Below are 24,955 nucleotides of genomic sequence, written 5' to 3'. Positions count from 1 at the left end.
CAGCGGCGGACGGGGGAGGGGCCGGTCAGCGCCTGGTCAGCTCCAACTCCAGCAGCCACTCCACCACTTCGGTGTGATGACGGGCCTGGCGCGGGCTGTCGCCCCACACGTACAGACCGTGGCCCGCCACCACCACCGCCGGCATCCGGGGCTCACGGGCCGCCTCCAGACGGTCCCCGAGCACCTTCATGTCCTGGCTGTTGGCGATGACCGGCAGCGTCACCTCGACGTCGTGCGCGGGCTGGCCCACGCCCTTGAGCATCTCCAGGTCCTTGAACACGATCCCGCCCGGATGCCGGTGACCGAGCGCCACGGACGCCACGGTGTGCACGTGCACCACCGCGCCCGCACCCGTCAGCGCGGCCACCCGCGCGTGCAGCTCGGCCTCCGCGGACGGCCGCCCGTCGCCCACGGCCGCGCCCCGACCGTCCACCAGCACCACGTCCGCGGGCGTCAGTTCACCCTTGTCGTGGCCGCTGGCGGTCACCGCGAGGCGCAGCGGCTCGCGCGAGAGCACCACGGACAGGTTGCCCGAGGTGCCCCGCATCCAGCCGAAGGACGCGAAGCGGGCGGACTCGGCGGCCAGGACCGCGCCCGCCTCCTCCAGGTCGAGTGCGCTGATCTCGGCGGTCATGCGGTGCTCCCGGTGGTGCCGGCGGTGCTGATGGTGATCTCGTCGAACGTCCCCGCCTGCGGGTGGTCGCCGACGCCCTGGTCGTAGTACGGCTCCCCGGGCCGCCGGATCCCGGCGGTGTGCCAGCCGGCCGCACGCGCGGCGTCCAGCTCGCCGGGCCGGTCGGAGAGGAAGAGCAGCCGGCCGCCCGCGATCCCGGCCGACTCGGCGATCCGGTCGTAGGACGCCGGGTCCTGCTTGGGGCCCGCGTTCTCGGTGTCGTACAGGCCCGAGAGGAGCGGGGTGAGGTCGCCGTCCGGGCTGTGGCCGAACCACGCCCGCTGCGCCGGCACCGAGCCGGACGAGTAGACGTACAGCCGCAGCCCCGCCGCGTGCCAGGCCCGCAGGACGGGGACGACGTCGTCGTAGAAGTGCGAGACGAGGTCGCCGCGTGCGAAGCCCTCCGCCCAGACGATGCCCTGGAGCGTCTTGAGCGGGGTCGCCTTGCGGTCGTCGTCCAGCCAGGAGTTGAGCGTCTTCTCGATCGCGGCCGGACCGGCGTCCGGGTCGCCGCTCAGCTCCCGCACCTGGTCGACGGCGCGCGCCACGGCGGGTTCGGCGGCGCGCTCGGTGAGCAGGCCGGCGAAGCGGGCGCGGGAGTACGGGTACAGCACGTCGACGACGAAGCCCGTGGCGCTCGTGGTGCCCTCGATGTCGAGCACCACGGCGTCCACGTCGAACGTCAGCGCGCGCAGGCTCACGCGGCGTCCAGGTCGCGGTCGTATCCGGCCGCGATCGTGTCGTAGTCCGGGAAGCGGGAGGCGATGGTGGAGCCGGTGAAGCTGCCGATCCAGCCGTCCTCCTCGTGGAAGAAGCGGATCGCGGTGAACGACGGCCGGGTGCCCATGTCGAACCAGTGCGTGGTGCCGCGCGGGACGCCGAGCAGATCGCCCTTCTCGCAGAAGACGGCGTGCACTTCGCCGTCGACGTGCAGATAGAAGATGCCGGAGCCGGAGACGAAGAAGCGGACCTCGTCGTCGTCCTCGTGGGTGTGCTCCTGGAGGAACTTCTCGCGGGCCGCCTTCGCCTTCGCGGGGAACTCCGGGTCGTCACTGGGGTGCAGGCCGAGGACGTCGACCGTGGTGAAGCCCTCCTCGGCGTTCAGCTTCTCGATCTCCGGGCCGTACGCGGCGAACACGGTGTCGCTGTCGGCGTCGGCCGGCACGTCCTCGCGGACCGGCCACTGCTCGTAGCGCACGCCGAGCGGCTTGAGGGCCTCGGCGATCTCGGCGGGGTCGGAGGTGCGGCGGACCAGGGTCTCCGGGCCGGTCTCGGGCCAGGTCGTCAACAGGGTCATGGAGGCAACTCCGTGAGTCTGGAAGGGGTGGGGGTTCCGTGATGGTAGCTCCGGATGCCGTGTACACCGACCGCGATCAGGGCGTTGTCTCATATCGCGAGATTCATGTCCATTTCATGTCGGGAGTATGTCCTGACCGGCGAAAACGCCGCGCGCGAAGGGGGCATGCGAAAGGGGCGGCGTGCGAAAGGGGCGGCTCCACCGGAGTGGAGCCGCCCCTTCCCGGTTCGGGCCCCGGGTACGGCGGGGCCCTCCCCTGTCACCCCGCGCCGGTCAAGGGGAGCAGACCGGGACGGGGGAGGCATGCGGACGCGTCACTTCTTGTCGAGCACGTCCTGCACCTTCGCGCGCACGTCGTCCGTCGCGAGACCGCGGATCGTCAGCGTCGTACGGCGGCGCAGCACGTCGTCCGCCGTCTCGGCCCACTCGTTGTCCCGGGCGTAGACGACCTGCGCCCAGATCTCGGGAGCGTCCGGGTGGACCCGCTCGCCCAGCCGCGGGTCCTCGTTGGCCAGCCGGGCGATGTCGAAGGCCAGCGAACCGTAGTGGGTCGCCAGGTGCTTGGCGGTGTCGGCGGCCATCCGCGGACCCGGCGCCGGATGGTCGACCAGCAGCCGGTGGGCCACCGCGCGCGGGTTGGCGACACCGGGCAGCGGCAGCTTCTTCGGCAGCGAGGAGATCGGCTCGAAGTCGTCGCCGAGCGGATGCCCGGGCAGCGCCTCCAGCTTCTGCATCACGGTGCGGCCGATGTGACGGAACGTCGTCCACTTGCCGCCCGCCACCGACAGCATCCCGCCCCGGCCCTCGGTCACCACCGTCTCGCGCTTGGCCTTGGCGGTGTCGCCGGGCCCGCCCGGCAGCACCCGCAGACCGGCGAAGGCGTACGTGATCAGGTCCCGGTCGAGCTGCTGGTCGCGGATGGAGAACGCGGCCTCGTCGAGTATCTGCGCGGTGTCCTTCTCGGTCACCGACACGTCCGCCGGGTCGCCCTCGAACTCCTCGTCGGTGGTGCCGAGAAGCAGCATGTCCTCCCAGGGCAGGGCGAACGTGATCCGGTACTTGTCGATCGGCGTCGCGAGCGCGGCCTTCCACGGCGAGGTCCGCTTCAGGACCAGGTGCGCGCCCTTGGACAGACGGATGGACGGCGCCGCGTTCGGGTCCTCCATCCGGCGCAGGTGGTCGACCCACGGGCCGGTCGCGTTCAGGACCAGACGCGCGTTCACCCCGAACTCGTCGCCGGTGAGACGGTCGCGCAGCTCGGCGCCCGTCACCCGGTTGCGGGTGAAGCGCAGCCCGCTGACCTCGGCGTGGTTGAGGACCACCGCGCCCGCCTCGACGGCCGCGCGGACCGTCATCAGCGCCATCCGCGCGTCGTTCATCTGGTCGTCGCCGTACACGGCCACGGCCCTGAGATTGTCGGTGCGCAGCTCGGGCACGTCCTGGGCGGCCTTGGCCGGCGAGAGCAGATGCCCCACGCCGTCACCGAAGGCCGACAGGGCGGAGTAGGCGAAGACGCCCGCCCCGAGCTTCGCCGCGCCGTGCGGCCCGCCCTTGTACACGGGGAGGTAGAACGTGAGCGGGTTCGCCAGGTGGGGGGCCACCTGGCGGGAGACCGCACGGCGCTCGAAGTGGTTCTCCGCCACCAGCTTCACCGCGCCGGTCTGCAGGTAGCGCAGACCGCCGTGGAGCAGCTTGGAGGAGGCGGAGGAGGTGGCGCCGGCGAAGTCGCCGGCGTCGACCAGAGCCACCCTGAGGCCGGACTGCGCGGCGTGCCAGGCGGTGGAGATGCCCAGGATGCCGCCACCGATCACGAGAAGGTCGTACGACGCCTTGGAGAGCTGCTCCCGGGTCTCGGCGCGGCTCGGGTTGGAGCCGGAGGCCGGGCGCGTACCGAGGGCAGGCACGGACTGCAGGGTGGGACTGGTCATGTCGGGTTCTTACTCCTCTTCAGAGCTGTCGGGACGGGTTCCGCGTCAGCTCTCGTCCTCGTCGAGCCAGCCCATGGTCCGCTCCACGGCCTTGAGCCAGCTCTTGTACTCACGGTCGCGGGTCTCCGCGTCCATGCGGGGGGTCCATTCGGCGGCCCGCCGCCAGTTGGCGCGCAGGTCGTCGGTGCTGGTCCAGAAGCCGACGGCGAGGCCGGCGGCGTAGGCGGCGCCGAGGCAGGTGGTCTCGGCGACCATCGGGCGCACCACGGGGGCGTCCAGGAAGTCCGAGAGCGTCTGCATCAGCAGGTTGTTGGAGGTCATGCCGCCGTCGACCTTGAGGGCCGCGAGCTCGACGCCGGAGTCCTTCGTCATGGCGTCGGTGATCTCACGGGTCTGCCAGGCCGTGGCCTCCAGGACGGCGCGCGCGAGGTGCGCCTTGGTGACGTACCGGGTGAGGCCGGCGATCACACCGCGGGCGTCGGAGCGCCAGTACGGGGCGAACAGTCCGGAGAAGGCCGGCACGAAGTAGGCGCCGCCGTTGTCCTCGACGGAGAGCGCGAGCGTCTCGATCTCGGCGGCGGTGGAGATCAGGCCCATCTGGTCGCGCATCCACTGCACCAGCGAACCGGTGACGGCGATCGAGCCCTCCAGGGCGTACACCGGCTTCTCGTCGCCGATGCGGTAGCCGACCGTGGTCAGCAGCCCGGAGTAGGAGTTGATGATCTTCTCGCCGGTGTTCATCAGCATGAACGTGCCGGTGCCGTAGGTGGACTTGGCCTCGCCCTCGGCGAAACAGGTCTGGCCGAACAGGGCCGCCTGCTGGTCGCCGAGCGCGGAGGCGACCGGGATGCCGCCCAGCAGGTCGCCGAGCTTGCCGCCGGTGACCTCGCCGTAGACCTCGGCGGAGGAGCGGATCTCGGGCAGCATCGACAGCGGGACGCCGATGGACTCGGCGATCTTCTCGTCCCACTCCAGCGTGTGCAGGTTCATCAGCATGGTGCGGGAGGCGTTGGTGACGTCGGTGTAGTGCTTGCCGCCGTCGACACCGCCCGTCAGGTTCCAGATGACCCAGGTGTCCATCGTGCCGAAGAGGATGTCGCCGGCCTCGGCGCGCTCGCGCAGGCCCTCGACGTTGTCGAGCAGCCAGCGGGCCTTGGGGCCGGCGAAGTAGGAGGCCAGCGGCAGGCCGGTCTCGCGGCGGAAGCGGTCCTGGCCGACGTTGCGGCCGAGTTCGCGGCACAGGGCGTCGGTGCGGGTGTCCTGCCAGACGATGGCGTTGTGGACCGGCTCACCGGTGTTCTTGTCCCACAGCAGCGTGGTCTCGCGCTGGTTGGTGATGCCGATGGCCTTGATGTCGTCGCGGGTGATGCCGGCCTTGGCGACGGCTCCGGCGACGACCTCCTGGACGTTGGTCCAGATCTCGTTGGCGTTGTGCTCGACCCAGCCCGGCTTGGGGAAGATCTGCTCGTGCTCCTTCTGGTCGACCGAGACGATCCGGCCGTCCTTGTCGAAGACGATGCAGCGGGAGGAGGTGGTGCCCTGGTCGATCGCGGCGATGAAGGGGCCGGCGGTGTGGGCGTCGGTCACGGTGTGCTCCTGGGGTGTTCCGTGGAAGAGGGCTGTCTGGACGGCGCGGTGCGTGGTGCTCGGTGCGTGCTGCTCGGTGCGTGGTGCGTGCGGTGGAGGCCGGGGCGGTTCGGGCTCGGCCTCCACCGTGGTCTCGCGTGCTCCTGAGCGAAAGCTCCTAGGCGAAGGCGACGTTGTAGATGCCTGCCGCGACGGCGCCGCCGATCAGCGGTCCGACCACGGGGATCCAGGCGTAGCCCCAGTCGGAGCCGCCCTTGTTGGGCAGGGGCAGAAGGGCGTGGACGATGCGCGGACCGAGGTCACGGGCCGGGTTGATCGCGTAGCCGGTCGGGCCGCCGAGGGACAGACCGATCGAGACGACGACGAGTGCGGTGATCAGGGCGCCGAGAGTGCCGAGGCCGTTGCCGTCGGCGTTGAGGCCCTGGGTGAGGACGGCGAGCACCAGCACCACGGTGCCGATGATCTCCGTGGCGAGGTTCTGCCAGACGACGCGGATCTCCGGGCCGGTGGAGAAGACGCCCAGCACCGGGCCGGCGCCCTGCTCCTGGGCCTCGACGGCCTTGGCGGCGGTGGCCTGCGCGCCCGGACCGCCGACGATCTCCTTGTCGGTGAGGTGGGCGTGGAACTGCCCGTAGTAGGCGACCCAGACCAGGGCCGCGCCGATCGCGGCGCCGAGGATCTGGCCCGCCCAGTAGACCGGAACGTTGCTCCAGTCGTCGTCCTTGATCGCGAGCGCGAGTGTCACGGCCGGGTTGAGGTGGGCACCCGAGAGGGGGGACGAGGTGTAGACGGCCGTCAGTACGGCGAAACCCCACCCGAAGGTGATGGCCAGCCAGCCGGCGTTGCGGGCCTTGGAGGCCTTCAGCGTCACGGCGGCGCAGACGCCGCCACCGAGCAGGATGAGTATGGCGGTACCGATGGTCTCGCCGATGAAGATGTCGGAGCTGGACACCCGCGACTCCTTTGTCGTTCGTCCAAGGGGCCGAACACCGGGTCCCGCCGGTGTTCGAACTGCCCTCGGGGTGAGAGCTGTGCCGGCCCTTGGCGTTGCCACACTCTAGCGCTTATTGCCGGTAGGTGTTCGACAATGCCGACCGATGGACGGGAGTCTTGCTCCGGCCTCACGAGTGCGTCAAGGGTTCTGTTATCCAAAGTGCGATCGTTATTGATCGAGGCTGCTTATCGGTGTTCCGGTGGCTTCGGACGGTGAGCGCCACTCTGCCGCAAATGTCCCGGTGAGTGGAGATTTCAGCGTAGGCGGGCATGCCGAAAGCCGGAACGCCCACGGCGTCCCGGTGTCTTCGCTGTACCGCTGTGTTCGCCGTACCGCTCAGAAGCGTCCGGCGCCCAGGTCCCGCGACACCGCGCGGGCGCAGTCCCGCACGGCCGCGATCAGCTCCGGGCGCAGCTCGCCGTCCCTGGCCAGCCGCTCCACCGCGCCGGTGACGCCGACCGCGCCCACCGGCATCCGCCGCCGGTCGTGGATGGGCGCGGCGATGGACGCGACGCCCTCCCAGGTCTCCTCCACGTCCGCCGCGTACCCGCGCGCGCGGGTGAGATCGAGGAGCTGCTCGAAATCGTCCAGGTCGCACACCGTGCGGTCCGTGAACGCCTTGCGGTCGGCCTCCACCACCTCGCTGTGCGCGACCGGGTCGTAGGCGGACAGCACCTTGCCGAGTGCCGTGGAGTGCAGGGGCTGCATGGCCCCGATCTCCAGGACCTGCCGGCTGTCGTCGGGCCGGAAGACGTGGTGCACGATCAGCACGCCCTGCTGGTGCAGCACTCCCAGGTGCACGCTCTCGCCGCTGGAACGGGCCAGGTCGTCCGTCCAGACCAGCGCCCGCGCGCGCAGCTCGTGCACATCGAGGTAGGTGGTGCCCAGGCGCAGCAGCTCGGCGCCCAGTTGATACCGGCCGGACGGCTCGTCCTGCTCGACGAACCCCTCCTGCTGGAGGGTGCGCAGAATCCCGTGGGCGGTGCCCTTGGCCAGGCCCAGCGAGGACGCGATGTCCGACAGGCCCAGCCTCCGCTCGCCGCCCGCGAGCAGCCGCAGCATCGCGGCCGCCCGTTCGACCGACTGGATGTTCCGTGCCATCGCCCGTCCCGCCTCCGTCCCCTACCGCCGTTCGGCAATGTCGAACACTACCGGTCGATGCCGACCTCCCGCCAATGCCCAGCCGACATGTCTTACGCCACCTGGGCCCCGAACGACAGCCCCTGGGGCCTCGTTCGTCACCCGTCTGGACGGTACGGGGGACCCGTCCGGGACCTTCCGGAACCCGTCCGGGACCTTCCGGAACCCGTCCGGGCCCGTCCGGGGGCCTGCCCCCGACCCCGCCGGGGCCCCCGACCCCGCCGGGGCCCCCGACCCCGTCGGGGCCCCCGACCCCGCCGAGGACCCGCCCGACTCCATCGGGGACTCGTCCGGTCCCCGGCCAGGGATTCAACCAGCCGCCGCCGGGGATCCGCCTGACTACTGTCGGGGCCCCGTCCGGCCCCTGCCGGGGACCCCTTCGTGTCCCTGGAGACTCATTCGGGCCCCGCCCGGGCCTCATTTGCGACCCGCCCGGTGGTGCCGCTCGCGACCCGTCCGGACCCCGCTCGGGTGCCGTTCGGGTCTCGCTCGTGCCCCGCCAGGGACCTGATGGGAGCCGGCCCGTGGCCCGGTAGGAGCCCGCTCGCGCCCCGGTGGGGGACCGTTCGCGCTGCGGCAGTAACCCGTCCGACGCCCGTTCCAACCCCTCCGCCGGCCGTGCGGCGCCGTCGTCCGGCACATGGACGGGCTGACCATACTGCGGCCCGCCCGGCTACCCTGGCGGCGTGCGTACTCCTCGGGCGGAGCCCGGGGTGGCGTAAAGCCGACAGCCGTCGCATTCGAGGGAGCCCATCCATGGCCTCTGTGCCGCCGACCCCTTCCGCCGACAGCCGGACCCGTGTGTCCGCGCTCCGAGAGGCCCTGGCCACCCGAGTGGTGGTCGCCGACGGAGCCATGGGCACCATGCTCCAGGCCCAGGAGCCCACGCTCGAGGACTTCGAGAACCTCGAGGGCTGCAACGAGATCCTCAACGTCACCCGGCCCGACATCGTCCGCTCCGTGCACGAGGAGTACTTCGCCGCCGGCGTGGACTGCGTCGAGACCAACACCTTCGGCGCCAACTTCGCCGCGATGGCCGAGTACGACATCCCCGAGCGCGTCCATGAACTCTCCGAGGCCGGTGCCCGCATCGCCCGCGAGACCGCCGACGCCTTCGCCGCCCGCGACGGACGCACCCGCTGGGTCCTCGGCTCCATCGGCCCCGGCACCAAGCTGCCCACCCTCGGCCACGTCGCCTACGGCACCCTGCGCGACGCCTACCAGCAGAACGCCGAGGGCCTCATCGCCGGCGGCGCCGACGCCCTGATCGTCGAGACCACCCAGGACCTCCTCCAGACCAAGGCCGCCGTCCTCGGCGCCCACCGCGCCCGCACCGCCGCCGGCCTGGACGTCCCGCTCGTCGTCTCCGTGACCGTCGAGACCACCGGCACCATGCTCCTCGGCTCCGAGATCGGCGCCGCCCTGACGGCCCTGGAGCCGCTCGGCATCGACATGATCGGCATGAACTGCGCCACCGGCCCCGCCGAGATGAGCGAGCACCTGCGCTACCTCGCCCGCAACGCCCGCATCCCGCTGGCGTGTATGCCGAACGCCGGTCTGCCCGTGCTCGGCAAGGACGGCGCCAGCTACCCCCTCACCGCCTCCGAGCTGGCCGACGCGCAGGAGAACTTCGTCCGCGACTACGGCCTCTCCCTGATCGGCGGCTGCTGCGGCACCACCCCCGAGCATCTGCGCCAGGTCGTCGAACGCGTCCGCGACCTCACCCCCGCCCCGCGCGACCCCCGCCCCGAGGCCGGCGCCGCCTCCCTCTACCAGAGCGTCCCCTTCCGCCAGGACACCTCCTACCTGGCCATCGGCGAGCGCACCAACGCCAACGGCTCCAAGAAGTTCCGCGAGGCCATGCTGGAGGGCCGCTGGGACGACTGCGTCGAGATGGCCCGCGACCAGATCCGCGAGGGCGCGCACCTCCTCGACCTGTGCGTCGACTACGTCGGCCGCGACGGCGTCGCCGACATGGAGGAACTCGCCGGCCGCTTCGCCACCGCCTCCACCCTGCCGATCGTCCTGGACTCCACCGAGGTCGACGTCATCCGCGCCGGCCTGGAGAAGCTCGGCGGCCGCGCCGTGATCAACTCCGTGAACTACGAGGACGGCGACGGCCCCGACTCCCGCTTCGCCAAGGTCACCCGCCTGGCCCAGGAGCACGGCGCCGCCCTGATCGCCCTCACCATCGACGAGGAGGGCCAGGCCCGCACCCCCGAGAAGAAGGTCGAGATCGCCGAACGGCTGATCGACGACCTCACCGGGAACTGGGGCATCCGCGAGGAGGACATCCTCATCGACACCCTGACCTTCACCATCTGCACCGGTCAGGAGGAGTCCCGCGGCGACGGCGTCGCCACCATCGAGGCCATCCGCGAGCTCAAGCGCCGCCACCCCGACGTCCAGACCACCCTGGGCCTGTCGAACATCTCCTTCGGCCTCAACCCCGCCGCCCGCATCCTGCTGAACTCCGTCTTCCTCGACGAGTGCGTCAAGGCCGGCCTCGACTCCGCGATCGTCCACGCCTCCAAGATCCTGCCGATCGCCCGCTTCAGCGAGGAGGAGGTGACGACCGCCCTCGACCTGATCCACGACCGCCGCTCCGAGGGCTACGACCCCCTCCAGAAGCTGATGCAGCTCTTCGAGGGCGCCACCGCCAAGTCCCTCAAGGCCGGCAAGGCCGAGGAACTCGCCGCCCTGCCGCTGGAGGAGCGCCTCAAGCGCCGCATCATCGACGGCGAGCGCAACGGCCTGGAGGCCGACCTCGACGAGGCCCTCCAGGACACGCCCGCCCTGGACATCGTCAACAACACCCTGCTGGACGGCATGAAGGTCGTCGGCGAACTGTTCGGCTCCGGCCAGATGCAGTTGCCGTTCGTCCTCCAGTCCGCCGAGGTCATGAAGACCGCCGTCGCCCACCTCGAACCGCACATGGAGAAGTCCGACGCCGAGGGCAAGGGCACCATCGTGCTGGCCACCGTCCGCGGCGACGTCCACGACATCGGCAAGAACCTCGTCGACATCATCCTGTCCAACAACGGCTACAACGTCGTCAACCTCGGCATCAAACAGCCGGTCTCCGCGATCCTCGACGCCGCCGAGGAGCACCGCGCCGACGTCATCGGCATGTCCGGTCTCCTCGTCAAGTCCACCGTGATCATGAAGGAGAACCTGGAGGAGCTGAACCAGCGCGGCCTCGCCGCCGACTACCCGGTCATCCTCGGCGGCGCCGCCCTCACCCGCGCCTACGTCGAACAGGACCTCCACGAGATCTACGAGGGCGAGGTCCGCTACGCCCGCGACGCCTTCGAGGGCCTGCGCCTCATGGACGCCCTCATCGGCGTCAAGCGCGGCGTGCCCGGCGCCAAGCTGCCCGAGCTGAAGCAGCGCCGGGTCCGCCCCGCCGCCGGCGCCGTGGTCACCGAGGAGCGCCCCGAGGAGGGCCACGTCCGCTCCGACGTCGCCGTCGACAACCCGATCCCCACCCCGCCGTTCTGGGGCACCCGCGTCATCAAGGGCATCCAGCTCAAGGAGTACGCCACCTGGCTCGACGAGGGCGCCCTCTTCAAGGGCCAGTGGGGTCTGAAGCAGGCCCGCACCGGCGACGGCCCGACCTACGAGGAACTCGTCGAGACCGAGGGCCGCCCGCGCCTGCGCGGCCTGCTGGACAAGCTCCAGACCGAGAACCTCCTGGAAGCCGCCGTGGTCTACGGCTACTTCCCGTGCGTCTCCAAGGACGACGACCTCATCCTCCTCGACGAGCACGGCAACGAACGCACCCGCTTCACCTTCCCCCGCCAGCGCCGCGGCCGCCGGCTCTGCCTCGCGGACTTCTTCCGCCCCCAGGAGTCGGGGGAGACCGACGTCGTCGGCCTCCAGGTCGTCACCGTCGGCAACCGCATCGGCGAGGAGACCGCGAAGCTCTTCGCCTCCGACTCCTACCGCGACTACCTCGAACTGCACGGCCTGTCCGTCCAGCTCGCCGAGGCCCTCGCCGAGTACTGGCACGCGCGCGTGCGCTCGGAACTCGGCTTCGCAGGCGAGGACCCCGCCGCCATCGAGGACATGTTCTCCCTGAAGTACCGCGGCGCCCGCTTCTCCCTCGGCTACGGCGCCTGCCCCGACCTGGAGGACCGCGCCAAGATCGCCGAACTGCTGCGGCCCGAGCGGATCGGCGTCCACCTGTCGGAGGAGTTCCAGCTCCACCCCGAGCAGTCCACGGACGCCATCGTGATCCACCACCCCGAGGCCAAGTACTTCAACGCACGGTGACCACCGGACACCGCGCAGCACTCGCCGTATAGATCGGCGTACTGATCGGACAAGTCGTACACTGGTCGGTCCACAGCAGGCCGGTTCCCGCCCGGGAACCGGCCTGCTCGTCCCTCACAGGAGGTACGTGGATGACCAGTACGGTTCCCGCGCCCACAACCCGCACGGCCCAAGGCTCGGCCCTCCAGGCCGTGCTGCTCGACATGGACGGCACCCTCGTCGACACCGAGGGCTTCTGGTGGGACGTCGAGGTCGAGGTCTTCGCCGGCCTCGGACACGCGCTCGACGACTCCTGGCGCCATGTCGTGGTCGGCGGCCCGATGAGCCGCAGCGCCGGGTTCCTGATCGAGGCCACCGGAGCCGACATCACCCTCGCCGAACTGTCCGTCCTGCTCAACGACGGCTTCGAGGACCGCATCACCCGCGCCCTGCCCCTGATGCCGGGCGCCGCACGGCTGCTCGCGGAACTCGCCGCGTACGAGATCCCCACGGCCCTCGTCTCCGCCTCGCACCGGCGCATCATCGACCGCGTCCTGACCTCGCTCGGCCCCCAGCACTTCTCCCTCACGGTGGCCGGGGACGAGGTGCTGCGCACCAAGCCGCACCCCGACCCCTATCTGTTCGCCGCCGCCGGGCTGGGCGTGGACCCGGCCCGCTGCGCCGTCGTCGAGGACACCGCCACCGGTGTCGCCGCCGCCCACGCGGCCGGCTGCCAGGTCGTCGCCGTGCCCTCCGTCGCGGGCATCGAGCCGGGCGCCCGGTGCACCGTCGTGCCCACCCTCGAAGGCGTCGATCTGGCCTTCCTGCGCGGCCTCATGCCGCTGGGATGATCACCTTCGTCATCGCGTTCGTGACCGCCTTCATGACCGCCTTCATGACCGTCTTCGTGATCGTGTTCGTGATCGCCGGAGAACGTTTCGATGACAGAAATGCGATAGCGCGTTCACCCAGCGTGCACCGCCGATAGCAAAGGAATTCGGCGGCCGTGTCCACAGACGAATTCCTTCCGTCACGCATCCGTCACCGCAGACGGAATTCCGGTCGGTCACCCCTGTCCCGCGTGTGACGTTCCCCACCCCGCGGGGGGTCGACAGTTGCCCCGGCATGTGCCGGATCCCGGCATACCGGGTGCCCCGGCACGTCCTTGTGTCCCGATTGATGGACTGCTGCACGAATCCTTCCCCGGGCGTCTGTTCCGTGCGTCCACGCCCGGTTCCGCAGCGTGATGGGCATTCAACTCCGGTCGCCGTCAACCGTCCTGCCGGAAGCGGACTAATCTCGTTACACGAACATCGCCCCTGCCCCGTGATCCGCTGCGACACCCCTGCTTGCCGGGTACACGGACTCGACAGCTCTGGAGAAACTCGAGCATGAACCGCAAGACTTTGGTGCTGCCGGCCGTGGTGGGTCTGCTCGCGCCCGTACTCGCCGCCTGCGGCGGGGCAGACAGCGGGAGCGGCGGCGGCGACGCCATCGTCGTGGGCACCACCGACCGGTTCACGGCCACCAAGGACGCCCCCGCACCCCTCGACCCCGCCTACGCCTACGACGTCGGCACCTGGAACATCCTGCGCCAGACCGTGCAGACCCTGATGATCCAGCCCAAGGGCGAGGGCGAGCCGGTCCCCGAGGCGGCGCAGTCCTGCGGCTTCACCGACAGCGGCAACGAGCGCTACGCCTGCAAGCTCCGCAGCGACCTCAAGTTCTCCGACGGCAACGCGGTCACCGCCGAGGACGTCAAGTTCTCCATCGACCGGGCCCGTTCCATCAAGGCCGACTCCGGCGTCTTCGCCCTGCTCTCGACGATCGACACCATCGAAACGCAGGGTGACAACGAAGTCATCTTCCACCTCAAGACCGCGGACGCCACCTTCCCCTTCAAGCTGTCGACCCCGGTCGCCGGCATCGTCAACCCCGACGACTACGAGAAGGACAAGCTGCGCGAGGGCTTCTCCGTCGACGGCTCGGGCCCCTACACCCTCAAGGCCGAGACCGACGGCGACGAGATGACCAAGGCCGTCTTCACCAAGAACCCCCACTACAAGGGCGCGCTCGAGGTGAACAACGGCGAGGTCGACATGGTGTCGTACGAGGACGCCGACGACATGGGCACCGCCCTCGAAAAGGGCGACATCGACCTGATGACCCGCTCCATGTCGCCCGAGCAGATCCAGAAGCTCTCCGAGGCCACCGCCGACAGCGACATCGACCTGATCGAGCTGGGCGGCCTGGAGATCCGCTACCTCGCCTTCAACACCAACGCCCCCGAGGTGAAGACGAAGGCCGTGCGCCAGGCGATGGCCCAGGTCATCGACCGCGACCACCTGGTCTCCGAGGTCTACGGCTCCCAGGCCGAGCCGCTCTACTCGCTGGTCCCCGCCTCCATCACGGGCCACTCCAACTCGTTCTTCAACAAGTACGGCGACCCCAGCGTCAGCAAGGCGAAGGAACTCCTCGCCAAGGCGGACATCACCACGCCCGTCAAGCTGACCCTGAACTACACGACCGACCACTACGGTCCCGCCACCAAGGACGAGTTCGAGCTGCTGCGCAAGCAGCTCAACGACAGCGGCCTGTTCGACGTGACCGTCAAGGGCACCGCCTGGGACACCTTCGTCCCGGCCGAGCGCAAGGGCGAGTACGAGGTCTGGGGCATGGGCTGGTTCCCCGACTTCCCGGACGCCGACAACTACGTCGCGCCGTTCCTCGACAAGGACAACTTCCTCAACTCCCCGTACCGCAACAGCGACATCATCAACGACCTGATCCCGCAGTCCCGTCGTGAGGCCGACCGCCTCAGCGCCGGAAAGAGCCTGACGGAGATCCAGGACATCGTCGCCGACGACGTGCCGGTGCTCCCGCTGTGGCAGGGCAAGCAGTACGTCGCCGCCAGCACCGACATCACGGGCACCGCGTACGTCCTGAACTCCTCCGCGACCGTCCAGCTCTGGGAACTGGGCCGCGGCGTGAGCAGCTGACGCACGCACCTTTCTTGTCGGGTTCTGGTCGTTTCTGGTCGGGTTCCGCTCGGGTGATACGTCTTTGCGGTCGAGTGGTACGTTCGTCGCGGCCGGGGCCCGCGTCGACGGGACCGGTATGACGGGACCCGACGACAAAGGTAATTCGTGAACATGCGCAACCAGTGGCCAGTCCTGCCGATCGTGGCGGGACTGGCCTCCGGCCTGTTGACCGGCTGCGGCTCCCAGACCGGGGGCTCCGGCGGCGACGGCTCCGCCGTGGTGCTGGGGATGTCCGACGACGTCCTCGCCACGGACCCCGCCTCCGGCTACGACCCCGGCTCCTGGATGTTGTTCAACAACGTCTTCCAGTCGCTGCTCAGCTTCCCCAAGGGCGGCACCGAACCCGAGCCCGACGCCGCCGAGGAATGCTCCTTCACCGACACCAGGACCACGGTGTACCGGTGCACGCTCAAGGACGGCCTCACCTTCAGCAACGGCCACCCGCTCACCTCGAAGGACGTCAAGTTCTCCTTCGACCGCATGCTGAAGATCGACGACGACTCCGGCCCCGCCATCATGTTCCCCATGCTGGACAAGGTCGAGACCCCGGACGACTCCACCGTCGTCTTCCGGCTCAAGGTCCCCGACGCCACCTTCCCCAGCAAGATCGCCTCCGGTGCCGGCGCCATCGTCGACCACCAGGAGTACGACGCCGACGCCCTGCGCGAGGACGGCGGCGCCACCGGCTCCGGCCCCTACAAGCTGGAGTCCTTCGAGGACGACAAGGCCGTCTTCACCGTCAACGAGCACTACAAGGGCTCCGCCGGAAAGCCCCGCAACAACGGCGTCACCCTCACGTTCTTCAACGGCGACCAGAAGGCCCTCGAAAAGGCCCTCCTCGACAACGAGATAGACATCGCCTACCGCGGCCTCAGCGCCGGCGACATCACCGACATCGACGAGAGCACCACCGACTCCGGCGTCGACGTCATCGAGGGCAGCAGCGCCGAGGTCCAGCACCTCGTCTTCAACATGGACGACCCCGTCGCCGGCAAGCTCGGCGTCCGCCGCGCCATCGCCCACCTCGTCGACCGCGAAGCCCTCATCCGCGACGTCCACCAGGGCACCGCCGACCCCCTCTACTCGATCATCCCGGCCGGGATCGCGGGCCACAACACCGCCTTCTTCGACCGCTACGGCGCCCGCCCCTCCCGGGCCAAGGCCGCCGCCGCCCTCCAGGACGAAGGCATCACCGGCAAGGTCGACCTCACCCTGTGGTCCACCCCCTCCCGCTACGGCCCCGCCACCGACCAGGAACTCAAGGCCATCGCCGAACAGCTCAACGCCAGCGGCCTGTTCGACGCCAAGGTCAAGTCCGTCCCCTTCGGCCAGTACGAGAAGGACATCGCCGACGGCAAGTACGGCGTCTACGTCAAGGGCTGGGTGCCCGACTACCCCGACGCCGACAACTTCACCGCCCCCTTCTTCGGCGAGGGCAACGTCCTCGGCAACAACTACGCCAACGACAAGATCACCGACACCCTGATCCCGCGCACCGCCGCCCAGAGCGACCGCTCCGCCACCGGCACCGACTACGCGAGCCTCCAGGACACCGTCGCCAAGGAACTGCCCCTGCTGCCCATCTGGCAGGCCAAGCAGTACGCCGTCGCCCGCGAGAACGTCTACGGCCTGGAGAACTGCCTCGACGCCTCGACCGTGTTCCGCTTCTGGGAACTCAGCAAGGGCTGACCCACCCCCGAACACCGACGGGCGCCCCCTCTTGCACGAAGGGGGCGCCCGTCGCCGTACTCACACCCGGCCCGTCACTGCGCGCCCGGACGCACCAGACCGCTCTCGTACGCGTACACCGCAGCCTGCACCCGGTCCCGCAGCCCCAGCTTCGTCAGCACATGCCCCACATGCGTCTTCACCGTCGTCTCGCTCACGAACAGATCCGCGGCGATCTCCGCGTTCGACAACCCGCGCGCCACCAGCTTCAGCACCTCCACCTCACGGTCCGTGAGCGTGTGCAGCGTGTTCGGCACCGGCTCGTCACCCGACGGCAGATGCGTCGCGTACTTGTCCAGCAGCCGGCGCGTGATGCTCGGCGCCAGCATCGCCTCACCCGACGCCACCACCCGGATCGCCTGCACCAGTTCGTTCGCCGGCGCGTCCTTCAGCAGAAAACCGCTCGCCCCCGCCCGCAACGCCTCCACCACGTACTCGTCGAGATCGAACGTCGTCAGCACCAGCACCTTCGCCGGCCCGTCCCGCCCCGGCCCCGAGATCTGCCGGGTCGCCTCCACCCCGTCCATCCGGGGCATCCGGATGTCCATGAGCACCACATCGGGCTGAAGCGCCCGCACCTGGTCCAGGGCCTGAAGCCCGTCACCGGCCTCCCCGACGACCGCGATGTCCTGCTCCGCCTCCAGAATCATCCGGAAGCCCGTGCGCAGCAGCGGCTGGTCGTCGACCAGTAGGACACGGATGGCCACGTAAGTCTCCTTCGCTAGTCCGGCCCCATTCTGCCCTGCGCATCCGCCTCCGACGCGGCCGCCCTCACCGCCAGCGGATACGGCGGGGGAGTACCACCGAACTCCGGACAGTGCGCCTGATGATCACACCAGCCGCACAGCTTCGTCGGCCGCGGCCGCCACTCCCCGGTCTCCGTCGCCTCCCGGATCGCCTCCCACAACGCCAGCAACCGGCGCTCCACCCGCTCCAGATCCGCCAGATCCGGGTCGTACGTCAGCACATCGCCACTGCCCAGATACACGAGCTGAAGACGGCGCGGGATCACCCGCTTCAACCGCCACACCACCAGCGCGTAGAACTTCATCTGGAACAACGCCCCGTCCGCGTACTCCGCACGCGGCGCCTTGCCCGTCTTGTAGTCGACGATCCGCACCTCACCCGTCGGCGCCACGTCCACCCGGTCGATGATCCCCCGCAACCGCAGCCCCGACTCCAGCTCCGCCTCCACGAACAGCTCCCGCTCGGCCGGCTCCAGACGCGTCGGATCCTCCAGCGTGAACCAGCGCTCCACCAGCCGCTCCGCCTCCGACAGCCAGCCCGCCAGCCGCTCACCCTCCGGATCGTCGGCGAACAGCTCCACCACCTCCGGCCGCGACTCCCTCAGCCGGTCCCACTGCCCCGGGATCAGCGCCTTCGCCCGCGGCGCGGTCCGCTCCGCCGCCGGGGCGTCGAACAGCCGCTCCAGCACCGCGTGCACCAGCGTGCCCTTCGTCGCCGCCGCGCTCGGCTTCTCCGGCAGCCGGTCGATCACCCGGAACCGGTACAGCAACGGACACTGCATGAAGTCCCCGGCCCGCGACGGCGACAACGAGGTAGGGGCTATGGCCACCCGCGCCCCGCCCACCGGCTCCGGCACCCGCCCCGCCACGACACCACCCTCGCTGCTGCTCTCCATGCCTCAGACCATACGGCCCACCACTGACAGTCACCCAGTCCCCGGCACCGACGGGCACCCCGCTGTGGGTGCCGGGGCGGAAGGTGCCACGACGGCCGCATACCATCGGTCACAGACCCTTCCGCCCGGCAGGGGCGGAAACGCTTGGACCGAGGGGACACCGTGGTGGAAAGCGGCGCGAACGAGCGGCCGCGGCCGGACAACACAGACCCGGCCGAGCCCCCACGCCCCCCTCTGCCCAACAACACCCCACCCGCACCCTCGACGAACCCCCCAGCAGAGCCCCCCACTGTGACTCCGACGGAGCCTTGGCCAGAGCCCCCCACGGAAACCCACACCGAGCCCTCGGCCGAGCCGACCACCGGGCCTCCGACTGAGCCCGTGACGGAGCCTTCGGCCGAGCCCGCCGCAACGCCGACCGAGGACTCGGCCGAGCCCGCCGCCGGGACTCCGGCTGGCCCCGCAGCCGTGGCCCCCGCTGATCCTGCCGCCCGCCCCTCGGCGAAGCCGTCGGCCGGTACTGCCTCCGAAACTTCGGTCGAGCCTGCCGCCGGGCAGCGCGCCGAGACCCCGGCGGAGACTCCCGCCAGCACGTCGGCCGAGCCCTCCGCGGAGGCGTCCACCGGAAATCTGGCCGCGCCCTCGTCTGAGACTTCTGCCGAGCCTGGCTCCCGGTCCTCGACCGGGCCCGCCGCCGCGACGCCGTCCGAGCCCCTCGCCGGGCTGTCGGCCGAGCCCTCTTCCGCCAGGACTCCCGCGGAGCCCGCAGCCCATCCCTCAGCCAAGCCCACCGCCGACCTCGCCGCAGAGGCATCGGTCGAGCCCCCTGCCGGGCCGAGGGCCGAGAGTCCGGCCGCGCCTTCGTCCGGGACTCCGACCGAGCCCGCCGCCAAGACCTCGGCTGAGACCCCGGCCGAGGCTCCCAACGTGCCGTCGCACAAGACCCCCGCCGCGCCGTCGTCCGGTGCCCGGGACGTGCCCCCGCACGGCCCCCGCTCCGAGGCCACCGCGGACCAGCACCCCCACGGCCCGGACACCCCGTCGAACCAGCCGGCAGCCGTGCCGCCGGGCGGCGCCGAGCACCGGCACGACGAGCACCGGGCCCACGCCGACACCCACGACGGGCATCACGATCCGTCGGGCACCGGGGGGCGTCGGGCCCGGGGTAAGGGGCGGCCGCCGCGGCGGGCCCCGGAGCAGCCGCGTGGGGGGCTGCTCATGGGGCGGCCCTTCGGGGTGCCCGTCTACGTCGCGCCGAGCTGGTTCCTCGTCGCCGCGCTGATCACCTGGGTCTTCGGCGGCCAGCTCGACCGCGTGCTGCCCGAACTCGGCGCCGCCCGCTACCTCGTCTCCCTCTTCTTCGCCGTCGCCTTCTACGCCTCCGTCCTCATCCACGAACTCGCCCACACCGTCGCCGCCCTCCGCTTCAAACTCCCCGTCCGCCGCATCCAGCTCCAGTTCTTCGGCGGCGTCTCCGAGATCGAGAAAGAAGCCGAGACCCCCGGCCGCGAATTCTGGCTCGCCTTCGTCGGCCCCCTGCTCTCCCTCGCCCTCGCCGGCGTGTTCTACCTCGCCATGCAGCCCGTCGAACCCGGCACCGTCCCCGGCGTCCTGCTGGCCGGCCTGATGATCTCCAACCTCATCGTCGCCGTCTTCAACCTCCTCCCCGGCCTCCCCCTCGACGGCGGCCGCATGCTCCGCGCCGTCGTCTGGAAGATCACCGGCAAACCCATGAGCGGCACCGTCGCCGCCGCCTGGGTCGGCCGCGCCCTCGCCGTCTCCGTCCTCATCGGACTGCCCCTCCTCACCCAGTCCGGCGCCCTCGGCGCCGGCGCCGAGGACAGCGTCGGCATGGACACCGTCACCGACGCCCTGCTCGCCGCCATCCTCGCCGCCATCATCTGGACCGGCGCCGGCAACAGCCTCCGCATGGCCCGCCTGCGCGAACACCTCCCCGAACTCCGCGCCCGCACCCTCACCCGCCGCGCCGTCCCCGTCGAGACCCACACCCCCCTCTCCGAAGCCCTCCGCCGCGCCAACGACGCCGGCGCCCGCGCCCTCGTCGTCGTCGACGCCCACGGCGAACCCCTCTCCCTCGTCCGCGAGGCCGCCATCGTCGGCGTACCCGAACACCGCCGCCCCTGGGTCGCCGTCAGCGGCCTCGCCCAGGACCTCACCGACGGCATGCGCGTCTCCGCCGAACTCGCCGGCGAAGACCTCCTCGACGTCCTGCGCGCCACCCCCGCCACCGAATACCTCGTCGTCGAGGAGACCGGCGAGATCTACGGCGTCCTCTCCGCCGCCGACGTGGAACGCGCCTTCGTCAAAGCCATGGCCCGCCCCAACTGACCACCACCCCCGCCCCACCGTGGTCGGCGGCCCCGCCAAACGCCGGTAGGCTGGTCACATGTCCGAACCGACCGGTGCCGCCCGCAGGCGCGGGCCCTTCAAGGTCGGGGACCAGGTTCAGCTGACCGACCCCAAGGGCCGCCACTACACGTTCACGCTCGAAGCCGGGAAGAACTTCCACACCCACAAGGGTTCCTTCCCGCACGACGAACTGATCGGCGCTCCCGAGGGCAGCGTTGTCCGCACCACCGGGAACGTCGCCTACCTCGCGCTGCGCCCCCTGCTCCCCGACTACGTCCTGTCCATGCCCCGCGGGGCAGCCGTCGTCTACCCGAAGGACGCGGGGCAGATCCTCGCCTTCGCCGACATCTTCCCCGGCGCCCGCGTCGTCGAAGCCGGCGTCGGCTCCGGCTCGCTCAGCAGCTTCCTGCTGCGCGCCATCGGCGACCAGGGCATGCTGCACTCCTACGAGCGCCGCGAGGACTTCGCCGAGATCGCCCGGCAGAACGTCGAGCGCTACTTCGGCGGCCCCCACCCCGCCTGGCAGCTCACCGTCGGCGACCTCCAGGACAACCTCAGCGACACCGACGTCGACCGCGTCATCCTCGACATGCTCGCCCCCTGGGAATGCCTGGAAGCCGTCTCCAAGGCACTCGTCCCCGGCGGCATCCTGTGCTGCTACGTCGCCACCACCACCCAGCTCGCCCGGACCGTCGAGTCCATCCGCGAGATCGGCAGCTTCAACGAGCCGACCGCCTGGGAGACGATGATCCGCAACTGGCACATCGAGGGCCTCGCCGTCCGCCCCGACCACCGCATGATCGGCCACACCGGCTTCCTCCTCACCGCCCGCCGCCTCGCGGACGGCGTCGAACCGCCCATGCGCCGACGCCGCCCCGCCAAGGGCGCCTACGGCGAGGACTACGCCGGCCCCAACGCCGACGGCGGCACCGGCCGCTGACCCGGCCCGCACCCCCTCCAACGACAGGGCGCCGTGCCCGAGTTCCCCGCACCACCCGGGAACTCGGGCACGGCGCCCTCACGTTCACCCCGACCGGCACGGACCGCCCGGACCGCCCGGACTCACCCCCGGCACACCCGTCCGAAATCCCGCACCCCCGCCGTTCCGCCGCCCTGTGACGTATGGCACGATGCTGGCCACTCCACCCCCACCGGCACAGCCACCCCAGGAGACGCTCCTAGTGCAGCAGTCCGCCGTACCGGAACTGGCCCACAGCCACACCCGGCCCATCCACTGGGTCGCCACCGCCACCGCCGTGGCGGGCGTCGTCGTCCTCTCCTCGCTGCTCCAGCCGAGACCGGCCACCGCCGCCCAGCCCGGCACCGGAACCGGCACCCCGGACGACCGGCCGGCAGCCACCGCCCCCGCCACCACCGGGATCGACTTCCCCCTCGACTGCGGCCCCGTCGACGAACTCGTCATCCACAAGGCGAGCGGCGACCTCGACGGCGACGGCAGACCCGAAACCGTCGCCGCCGTCCACTGCGACGCCCCCATGGGCACCCCGCCCGACGGCGTCTACGTCCTCACCCAGGGCCCCACACAGACCCACGCGCGCGTCGTCGCCACCCTCGTCGACCCGAAGGACCGCACCACCGTCACGAGCCTCACCGTCACCGACGGTGCCGTCCTCGCGACCTACCTCGGCTACTCGTCGTCAGACGTGCCCAGTTGCTGCCCCGACCTCAAGGACACCGCCAAGTGGCAGTGGAAGGACGGCGTGTTCGTCCGCTCGACACCCGCCGGCGCCCGCAGCGCCTGAAACCGGCCACCCGCGGTTGTGAGAAATCAGACAACCGTCACGAGGCGTACCCGCACGCTCACTCCGCGTCCGGGCCGTACACCTCGACCCTGTCCGAAACGCGACGCACATGGATACAGTCACCCGGACACTCCCGCGCCGAATCCACCACGTCCGTCAGCAGCGGCAACGGCACCGGAGCCGTCGCCCCCTTGTCCTGAAGCAGCTCGTCCTGCGGGCTCTTCACATACGCCAGCCCGTCGATGTCCAGCTCGAACACCTCGGGCGCGTACTGCGCGCAGATACCGTCACCGGTACAGAGATCCTGGTCGATCCAGACCTCCAGCGCCTCACCGCCGGCCCCGGCCTCCTGCTGCACGCCCATCTCTCCTGCCGATAGTTGCCGATAGTTGCCGAGCCGCACGGGAACGATGCAGGCTCTGACGGGTGTTGAACACTTCGACCCTACCCCCGGCCGCTTTCCAATCATGTTCGGTGGGTATTCCCCTGGCGTGAGGGAGAGCGCAAGGGTGAAGATCGGACACACCCCTACAGTCTTTGTGATCTAGGGGTTTCAATCGACACCCACCCAGGTAGGGTCTGGAAGCGTCCAGCTCCCCTTGGAGGAGGTGAGGACCGTGGCAGCCCACGACGACGACATGAACCGCGGCATCCGCCCGGGACGAGGGTCCGACGACCCCGCCGGGCAGATTGCCTACCTTGAGCAGGAGATCGCCGTCCTGCGACGCAAGCTCGCCGACTCTCCGCGGCACACGAGGATTCTCGAAGAGCGGATCGTCGAGCTACAGACCAACCTGGCCGGCGTGTCCGCCCAGAACGAACGACTCGCGAACACGCTCCGTGAGGCCCGCGACCAGATCGTGGCCCTCAAGGAAGAAGTCGACCGGCTCGCCCAGCCGCCGGCCGGCTTCGGTGTCTTCCTCACGGCGAACGAGGACGGCACGGCCGACATCTTCACCGGAGGCCGCAAACTCCGCGTGAACGTCAGCCCCGGCGTCGAGCTCGAAGAGCTACGACGCGGCCAGGAAGTGATGCTCAACGAAGCGCTCAACGTGGTCGAGGCCATGGAGTACGAGCGGGTCGGGGACATCGTCACCCTCAAGGAGATCCTCGAGGACGGCGAGCGCGCCCTGGTCGTCGGGCACACCGACGAGGAACGGGTGGTCAGGCTCGCCGAGCCGCTGCTGGACGTCACCATCCGCCCCGGCGACGCCCTCCTGCTCGAACCCCGCTCCGGGTACGTCTACGAGATCGTCCCCAAGAGCGAGGTCGAAGAGCTCGTCCTCGAAGAAGTCCCGGACATCGGCTACGAACAGATCGGCGGCCTCGGCGGCCAGATCGAAGCCATCCGCGACGCCGTCGAGCTCCCCTACCTCTACCCCGACCTGTTCAAGGAGCACGAACTGCGGCCGCCCAAGGGCGTCCTGCTGTACGGGCCCCCCGGATGCGGCAAGACGCTCATCGCCAAGGCCGTCGCCAACTCGCTGGCCAAGAAGGTCGCCGAAGTCACCGGCCAGGCCCAGGGCAAGAGCTTCTTCCTCAACATCAAGGGCCCCGAGCTCCTCAACAAATACGTCGGCGAGACCGAACGCCAGATCCGCCTCGTCTTCCAGCGAGCCCGCGAAAAGGCCAGCGAGGGCACCCCCGTCATCGTCTTCTTCGACGAGATGGAATCCCTCTTCCGCACCCGCGGCTCCGGCGTCAGCTCGGACGTGGAGAACACCATCGTCCCCCAGCTCCTCGCCGAGATCGACGGCGTCGAGGGCCTGCAGAACGTGGTCGTCATCGGCGCCTCCAACCGCGAGGACATGATCGACCCCGCCATCCTGCGCCCCGGCCGCCTCGACGTGAAGATCAAGATCGAGCGCCCGGACGCCGAAGCGGCCAAGGACATCTTCGGCAAGTACCTCACCGAACGCCTCCCGCTGCACTCCGACGACCTCGGCGAACACGGCGACGACAAGACCACCACCGTCCAGAGCATGATCCAGACGGCCGTGGAACACATGTACGCCGAATCCGAGGAAAACCGCTTCCTGGAAGTCACCTACGCCAACGGCGACAAGGAAGTCCTCTACTTCAAGGACTTCAACTCCGGCGCCATGATCGAAAACATCGTGGGCCGCGCCAAGAAAATGGCGATCAAGGACTTCCTCGAAAAGAACCAGAAGGGCCTCCGCGTCTCCCACCTCCTCCAGGCATGCGTGGACGAGTTCAAGGAGAACGAGGACCTCCCCAACACCACCAACCCCGACGACTGGGCCCGCATCTCCGGAAAGAAGGGCGAACGGATCGTCTACATCCGCACCCTCATCACCGGAAAGCAGGGCGCCGACACCGGCCGCTCCATCGACACGGTGGCGAACACCGGACAGTACCTGTAAAAAACAGGGGCGGCTGCGGATGCCCACACCGGGCACCCGCAGCCGCCCGCTTTTCAGGCCACCGCTGGACCAAGGCAATGACGCAAATGATCTCCCCACCAGCGCAGAGGCGTTCTAGGCTCTTCCGTACCGCCGGGTCGCTAGTCGCGGGGAC

The 24,955-nt window shown here is 70.2% G+C and carries 19 protein-coding genes; 9 read left to right on the top strand and 10 right to left on the bottom strand.

Annotation, left to right across the window (positions count from 1 at the left end):
• Positions 1-25: 25 nt before the first annotated feature.
• The 7 genes from mtnB to AFM16_RS08565 form a co-directional block, all read right to left on the bottom strand.
• Positions 26-634, bottom strand: a complete 609-nt coding sequence (gene mtnB, locus AFM16_RS08595) for a methylthioribulose 1-phosphate dehydratase (RefSeq protein ID WP_030795445.1) — start codon at positions 632-634, stop codon at positions 26-28.
• The gene (gene mtnC, locus AFM16_RS08590; protein WP_078632949.1) at positions 631-1,374 is read right to left on the bottom strand and encodes an acireductone synthase; all 744 of its coding nucleotides are present in this window, start codon (positions 1,372-1,374) and stop codon (positions 631-633) included. The genes mtnB and mtnC overlap by 4 nt, the downstream gene beginning before the upstream one ends.
• A complete protein-coding gene (locus AFM16_RS08585; protein WP_078632948.1) occupies positions 1,371-1,970 on the bottom strand; it encodes a 1,2-dihydroxy-3-keto-5-methylthiopentene dioxygenase in 600 nt (199 codons plus the stop codon). Before AFM16_RS08585 ends, mtnC begins: the two co-directional genes overlap by 4 nt.
• Before the next feature lie 314 nt (positions 1,971-2,284).
• Positions 2,285-3,898 carry a glycerol-3-phosphate dehydrogenase/oxidase gene (locus AFM16_RS08580; protein WP_030795457.1) on the bottom strand — a complete coding sequence of 538 codons (1,614 nt, stop codon included), beginning with the start codon at positions 3,896-3,898 and terminating at the stop codon, positions 2,285-2,287.
• A 45-nt stretch (positions 3,899-3,943) separates the two neighbouring features.
• Positions 3,944-5,485: a glycerol kinase GlpK gene (gene glpK / locus AFM16_RS08575; RefSeq protein ID WP_030795459.1), complete on the bottom strand. Its 1,542-nt coding sequence runs from the start codon at positions 5,483-5,485 to the stop codon at positions 3,944-3,946.
• 157 nt (positions 5,486-5,642) lie between these two features.
• Positions 5,643-6,437, bottom strand: a complete 795-nt coding sequence (locus AFM16_RS08570) for an MIP/aquaporin family protein (protein ID WP_078632947.1) — start codon at positions 6,435-6,437, stop codon at positions 5,643-5,645.
• 378 nt (positions 6,438-6,815) lie between these two features.
• On the bottom strand, positions 6,816-7,580 hold the full coding sequence (locus AFM16_RS08565; protein WP_030795467.1) for an IclR family transcriptional regulator: 765 nt from the start codon (positions 7,578-7,580) through the stop codon (positions 6,816-6,818).
• Positions 7,581-8,375: 795 nt separating this feature from the next.
• Here AFM16_RS08565 and metH point away from each other — a divergent pair.
• The 5 genes from metH to AFM16_RS08540 all read left to right on the top strand — a co-directional run bounded on the left by metH (position 8,376) and on the right by AFM16_RS08540 (position 16,603).
• Positions 8,376-11,894, top strand: a complete 3,519-nt coding sequence (metH, locus tag AFM16_RS08555; protein WP_078632945.1) for a methionine synthase — start codon at positions 8,376-8,378, stop codon at positions 11,892-11,894.
• Positions 11,895-12,025: 131 nt separating this feature from the next.
• Positions 12,026-12,724 carry an HAD family hydrolase gene (locus AFM16_RS08550; protein ID WP_030795473.1) on the top strand — a complete coding sequence of 233 codons (699 nt, stop codon included), beginning with the start codon at positions 12,026-12,028 and terminating at the stop codon, positions 12,722-12,724.
• Positions 12,721-12,861 (top strand): hypothetical protein, encoded by a 141-nt coding sequence (locus tag AFM16_RS39305; protein ID WP_167797165.1) that lies wholly within the window; start codon positions 12,721-12,723, stop codon positions 12,859-12,861. Before AFM16_RS08550 ends, AFM16_RS39305 begins: the two co-directional genes overlap by 4 nt.
• A gap of 403 nt (positions 12,862-13,264) precedes the next feature.
• On the top strand, positions 13,265-14,872 hold the full coding sequence (locus tag AFM16_RS08545) for an ABC transporter substrate-binding protein (RefSeq protein ID WP_030795476.1): 1,608 nt from the start codon (positions 13,265-13,267) through the stop codon (positions 14,870-14,872).
• A gap of 147 nt (positions 14,873-15,019) precedes the next feature.
• Entirely contained in the window at positions 15,020-16,603 is a 1,584-nt protein-coding gene (locus AFM16_RS08540; RefSeq protein ID WP_078632944.1) for an ABC transporter substrate-binding protein, read from the top strand.
• A 74-nt stretch (positions 16,604-16,677) separates the two neighbouring features.
• Here AFM16_RS08540 and AFM16_RS08535 read toward each other — a convergent pair whose 3' ends face one another.
• Both AFM16_RS08535 and AFM16_RS08530 read right to left on the bottom strand, forming a co-directional pair.
• Entirely contained in the window at positions 16,678-17,349 is a 672-nt protein-coding gene (locus tag AFM16_RS08535; protein WP_030795478.1) for a response regulator, read from the bottom strand.
• A gap of 14 nt (positions 17,350-17,363) precedes the next feature.
• Positions 17,364-18,284, bottom strand: a complete 921-nt coding sequence (locus AFM16_RS08530; RefSeq protein WP_030795479.1) for a RecB family exonuclease — start codon at positions 18,282-18,284, stop codon at positions 17,364-17,366.
• A gap of 468 nt (positions 18,285-18,752) precedes the next feature.
• Between AFM16_RS08530 and AFM16_RS08525 the strand changes: the two genes are divergently transcribed.
• The 3 genes from AFM16_RS08525 to AFM16_RS08515 all read left to right on the top strand — a co-directional run bounded on the left by AFM16_RS08525 (position 18,753) and on the right by AFM16_RS08515 (position 22,417).
• Positions 18,753-20,633, top strand: coding sequence for a site-2 protease family protein (locus tag AFM16_RS08525; RefSeq protein ID WP_370628135.1), 1,881 nt, complete (start codon positions 18,753-18,755; stop codon positions 20,631-20,633).
• Between the two features lie 58 nt (positions 20,634-20,691).
• Positions 20,692-21,594 (top strand): tRNA (adenine-N1)-methyltransferase, encoded by a 903-nt coding sequence (locus AFM16_RS08520; protein WP_078632943.1) that lies wholly within the window; start codon positions 20,692-20,694, stop codon positions 21,592-21,594.
• 241 nt (positions 21,595-21,835) lie between these two features.
• The gene (locus AFM16_RS08515; RefSeq protein WP_078632942.1) at positions 21,836-22,417 is read left to right on the top strand and encodes a hypothetical protein; all 582 of its coding nucleotides are present in this window, start codon (positions 21,836-21,838) and stop codon (positions 22,415-22,417) included.
• Positions 22,418-22,475: 58 nt separating this feature from the next.
• On the opposite strand, the gene AFM16_RS08510 is transcribed toward AFM16_RS08515, so the two are convergent.
• Positions 22,476-22,781, bottom strand: a complete 306-nt coding sequence (locus AFM16_RS08510) for a ferredoxin (protein WP_030795487.1) — start codon at positions 22,779-22,781, stop codon at positions 22,476-22,478.
• Between the two features lie 253 nt (positions 22,782-23,034).
• On the opposite strand from AFM16_RS08510, the gene arc reads away from it, so the two are divergent.
• Entirely contained in the window at positions 23,035-24,801 is a 1,767-nt protein-coding gene (gene arc / locus AFM16_RS08500) for a proteasome ATPase (protein ID WP_030795489.1), read from the top strand.
• The last annotated feature ends 154 nt before the right edge of the window (positions 24,802-24,955 follow it).

Source organism: Streptomyces antibioticus (assembly GCF_002019855.1).
Classification (GTDB): Bacteria; Actinomycetota; Actinomycetes; order Streptomycetales; family Streptomycetaceae; genus Streptomyces; species Streptomyces antibioticus_B.
The sequence above is the reverse complement of the archived record's forward strand: the minus strand, read 5'-3'. Positions and strand labels throughout refer to the sequence as shown.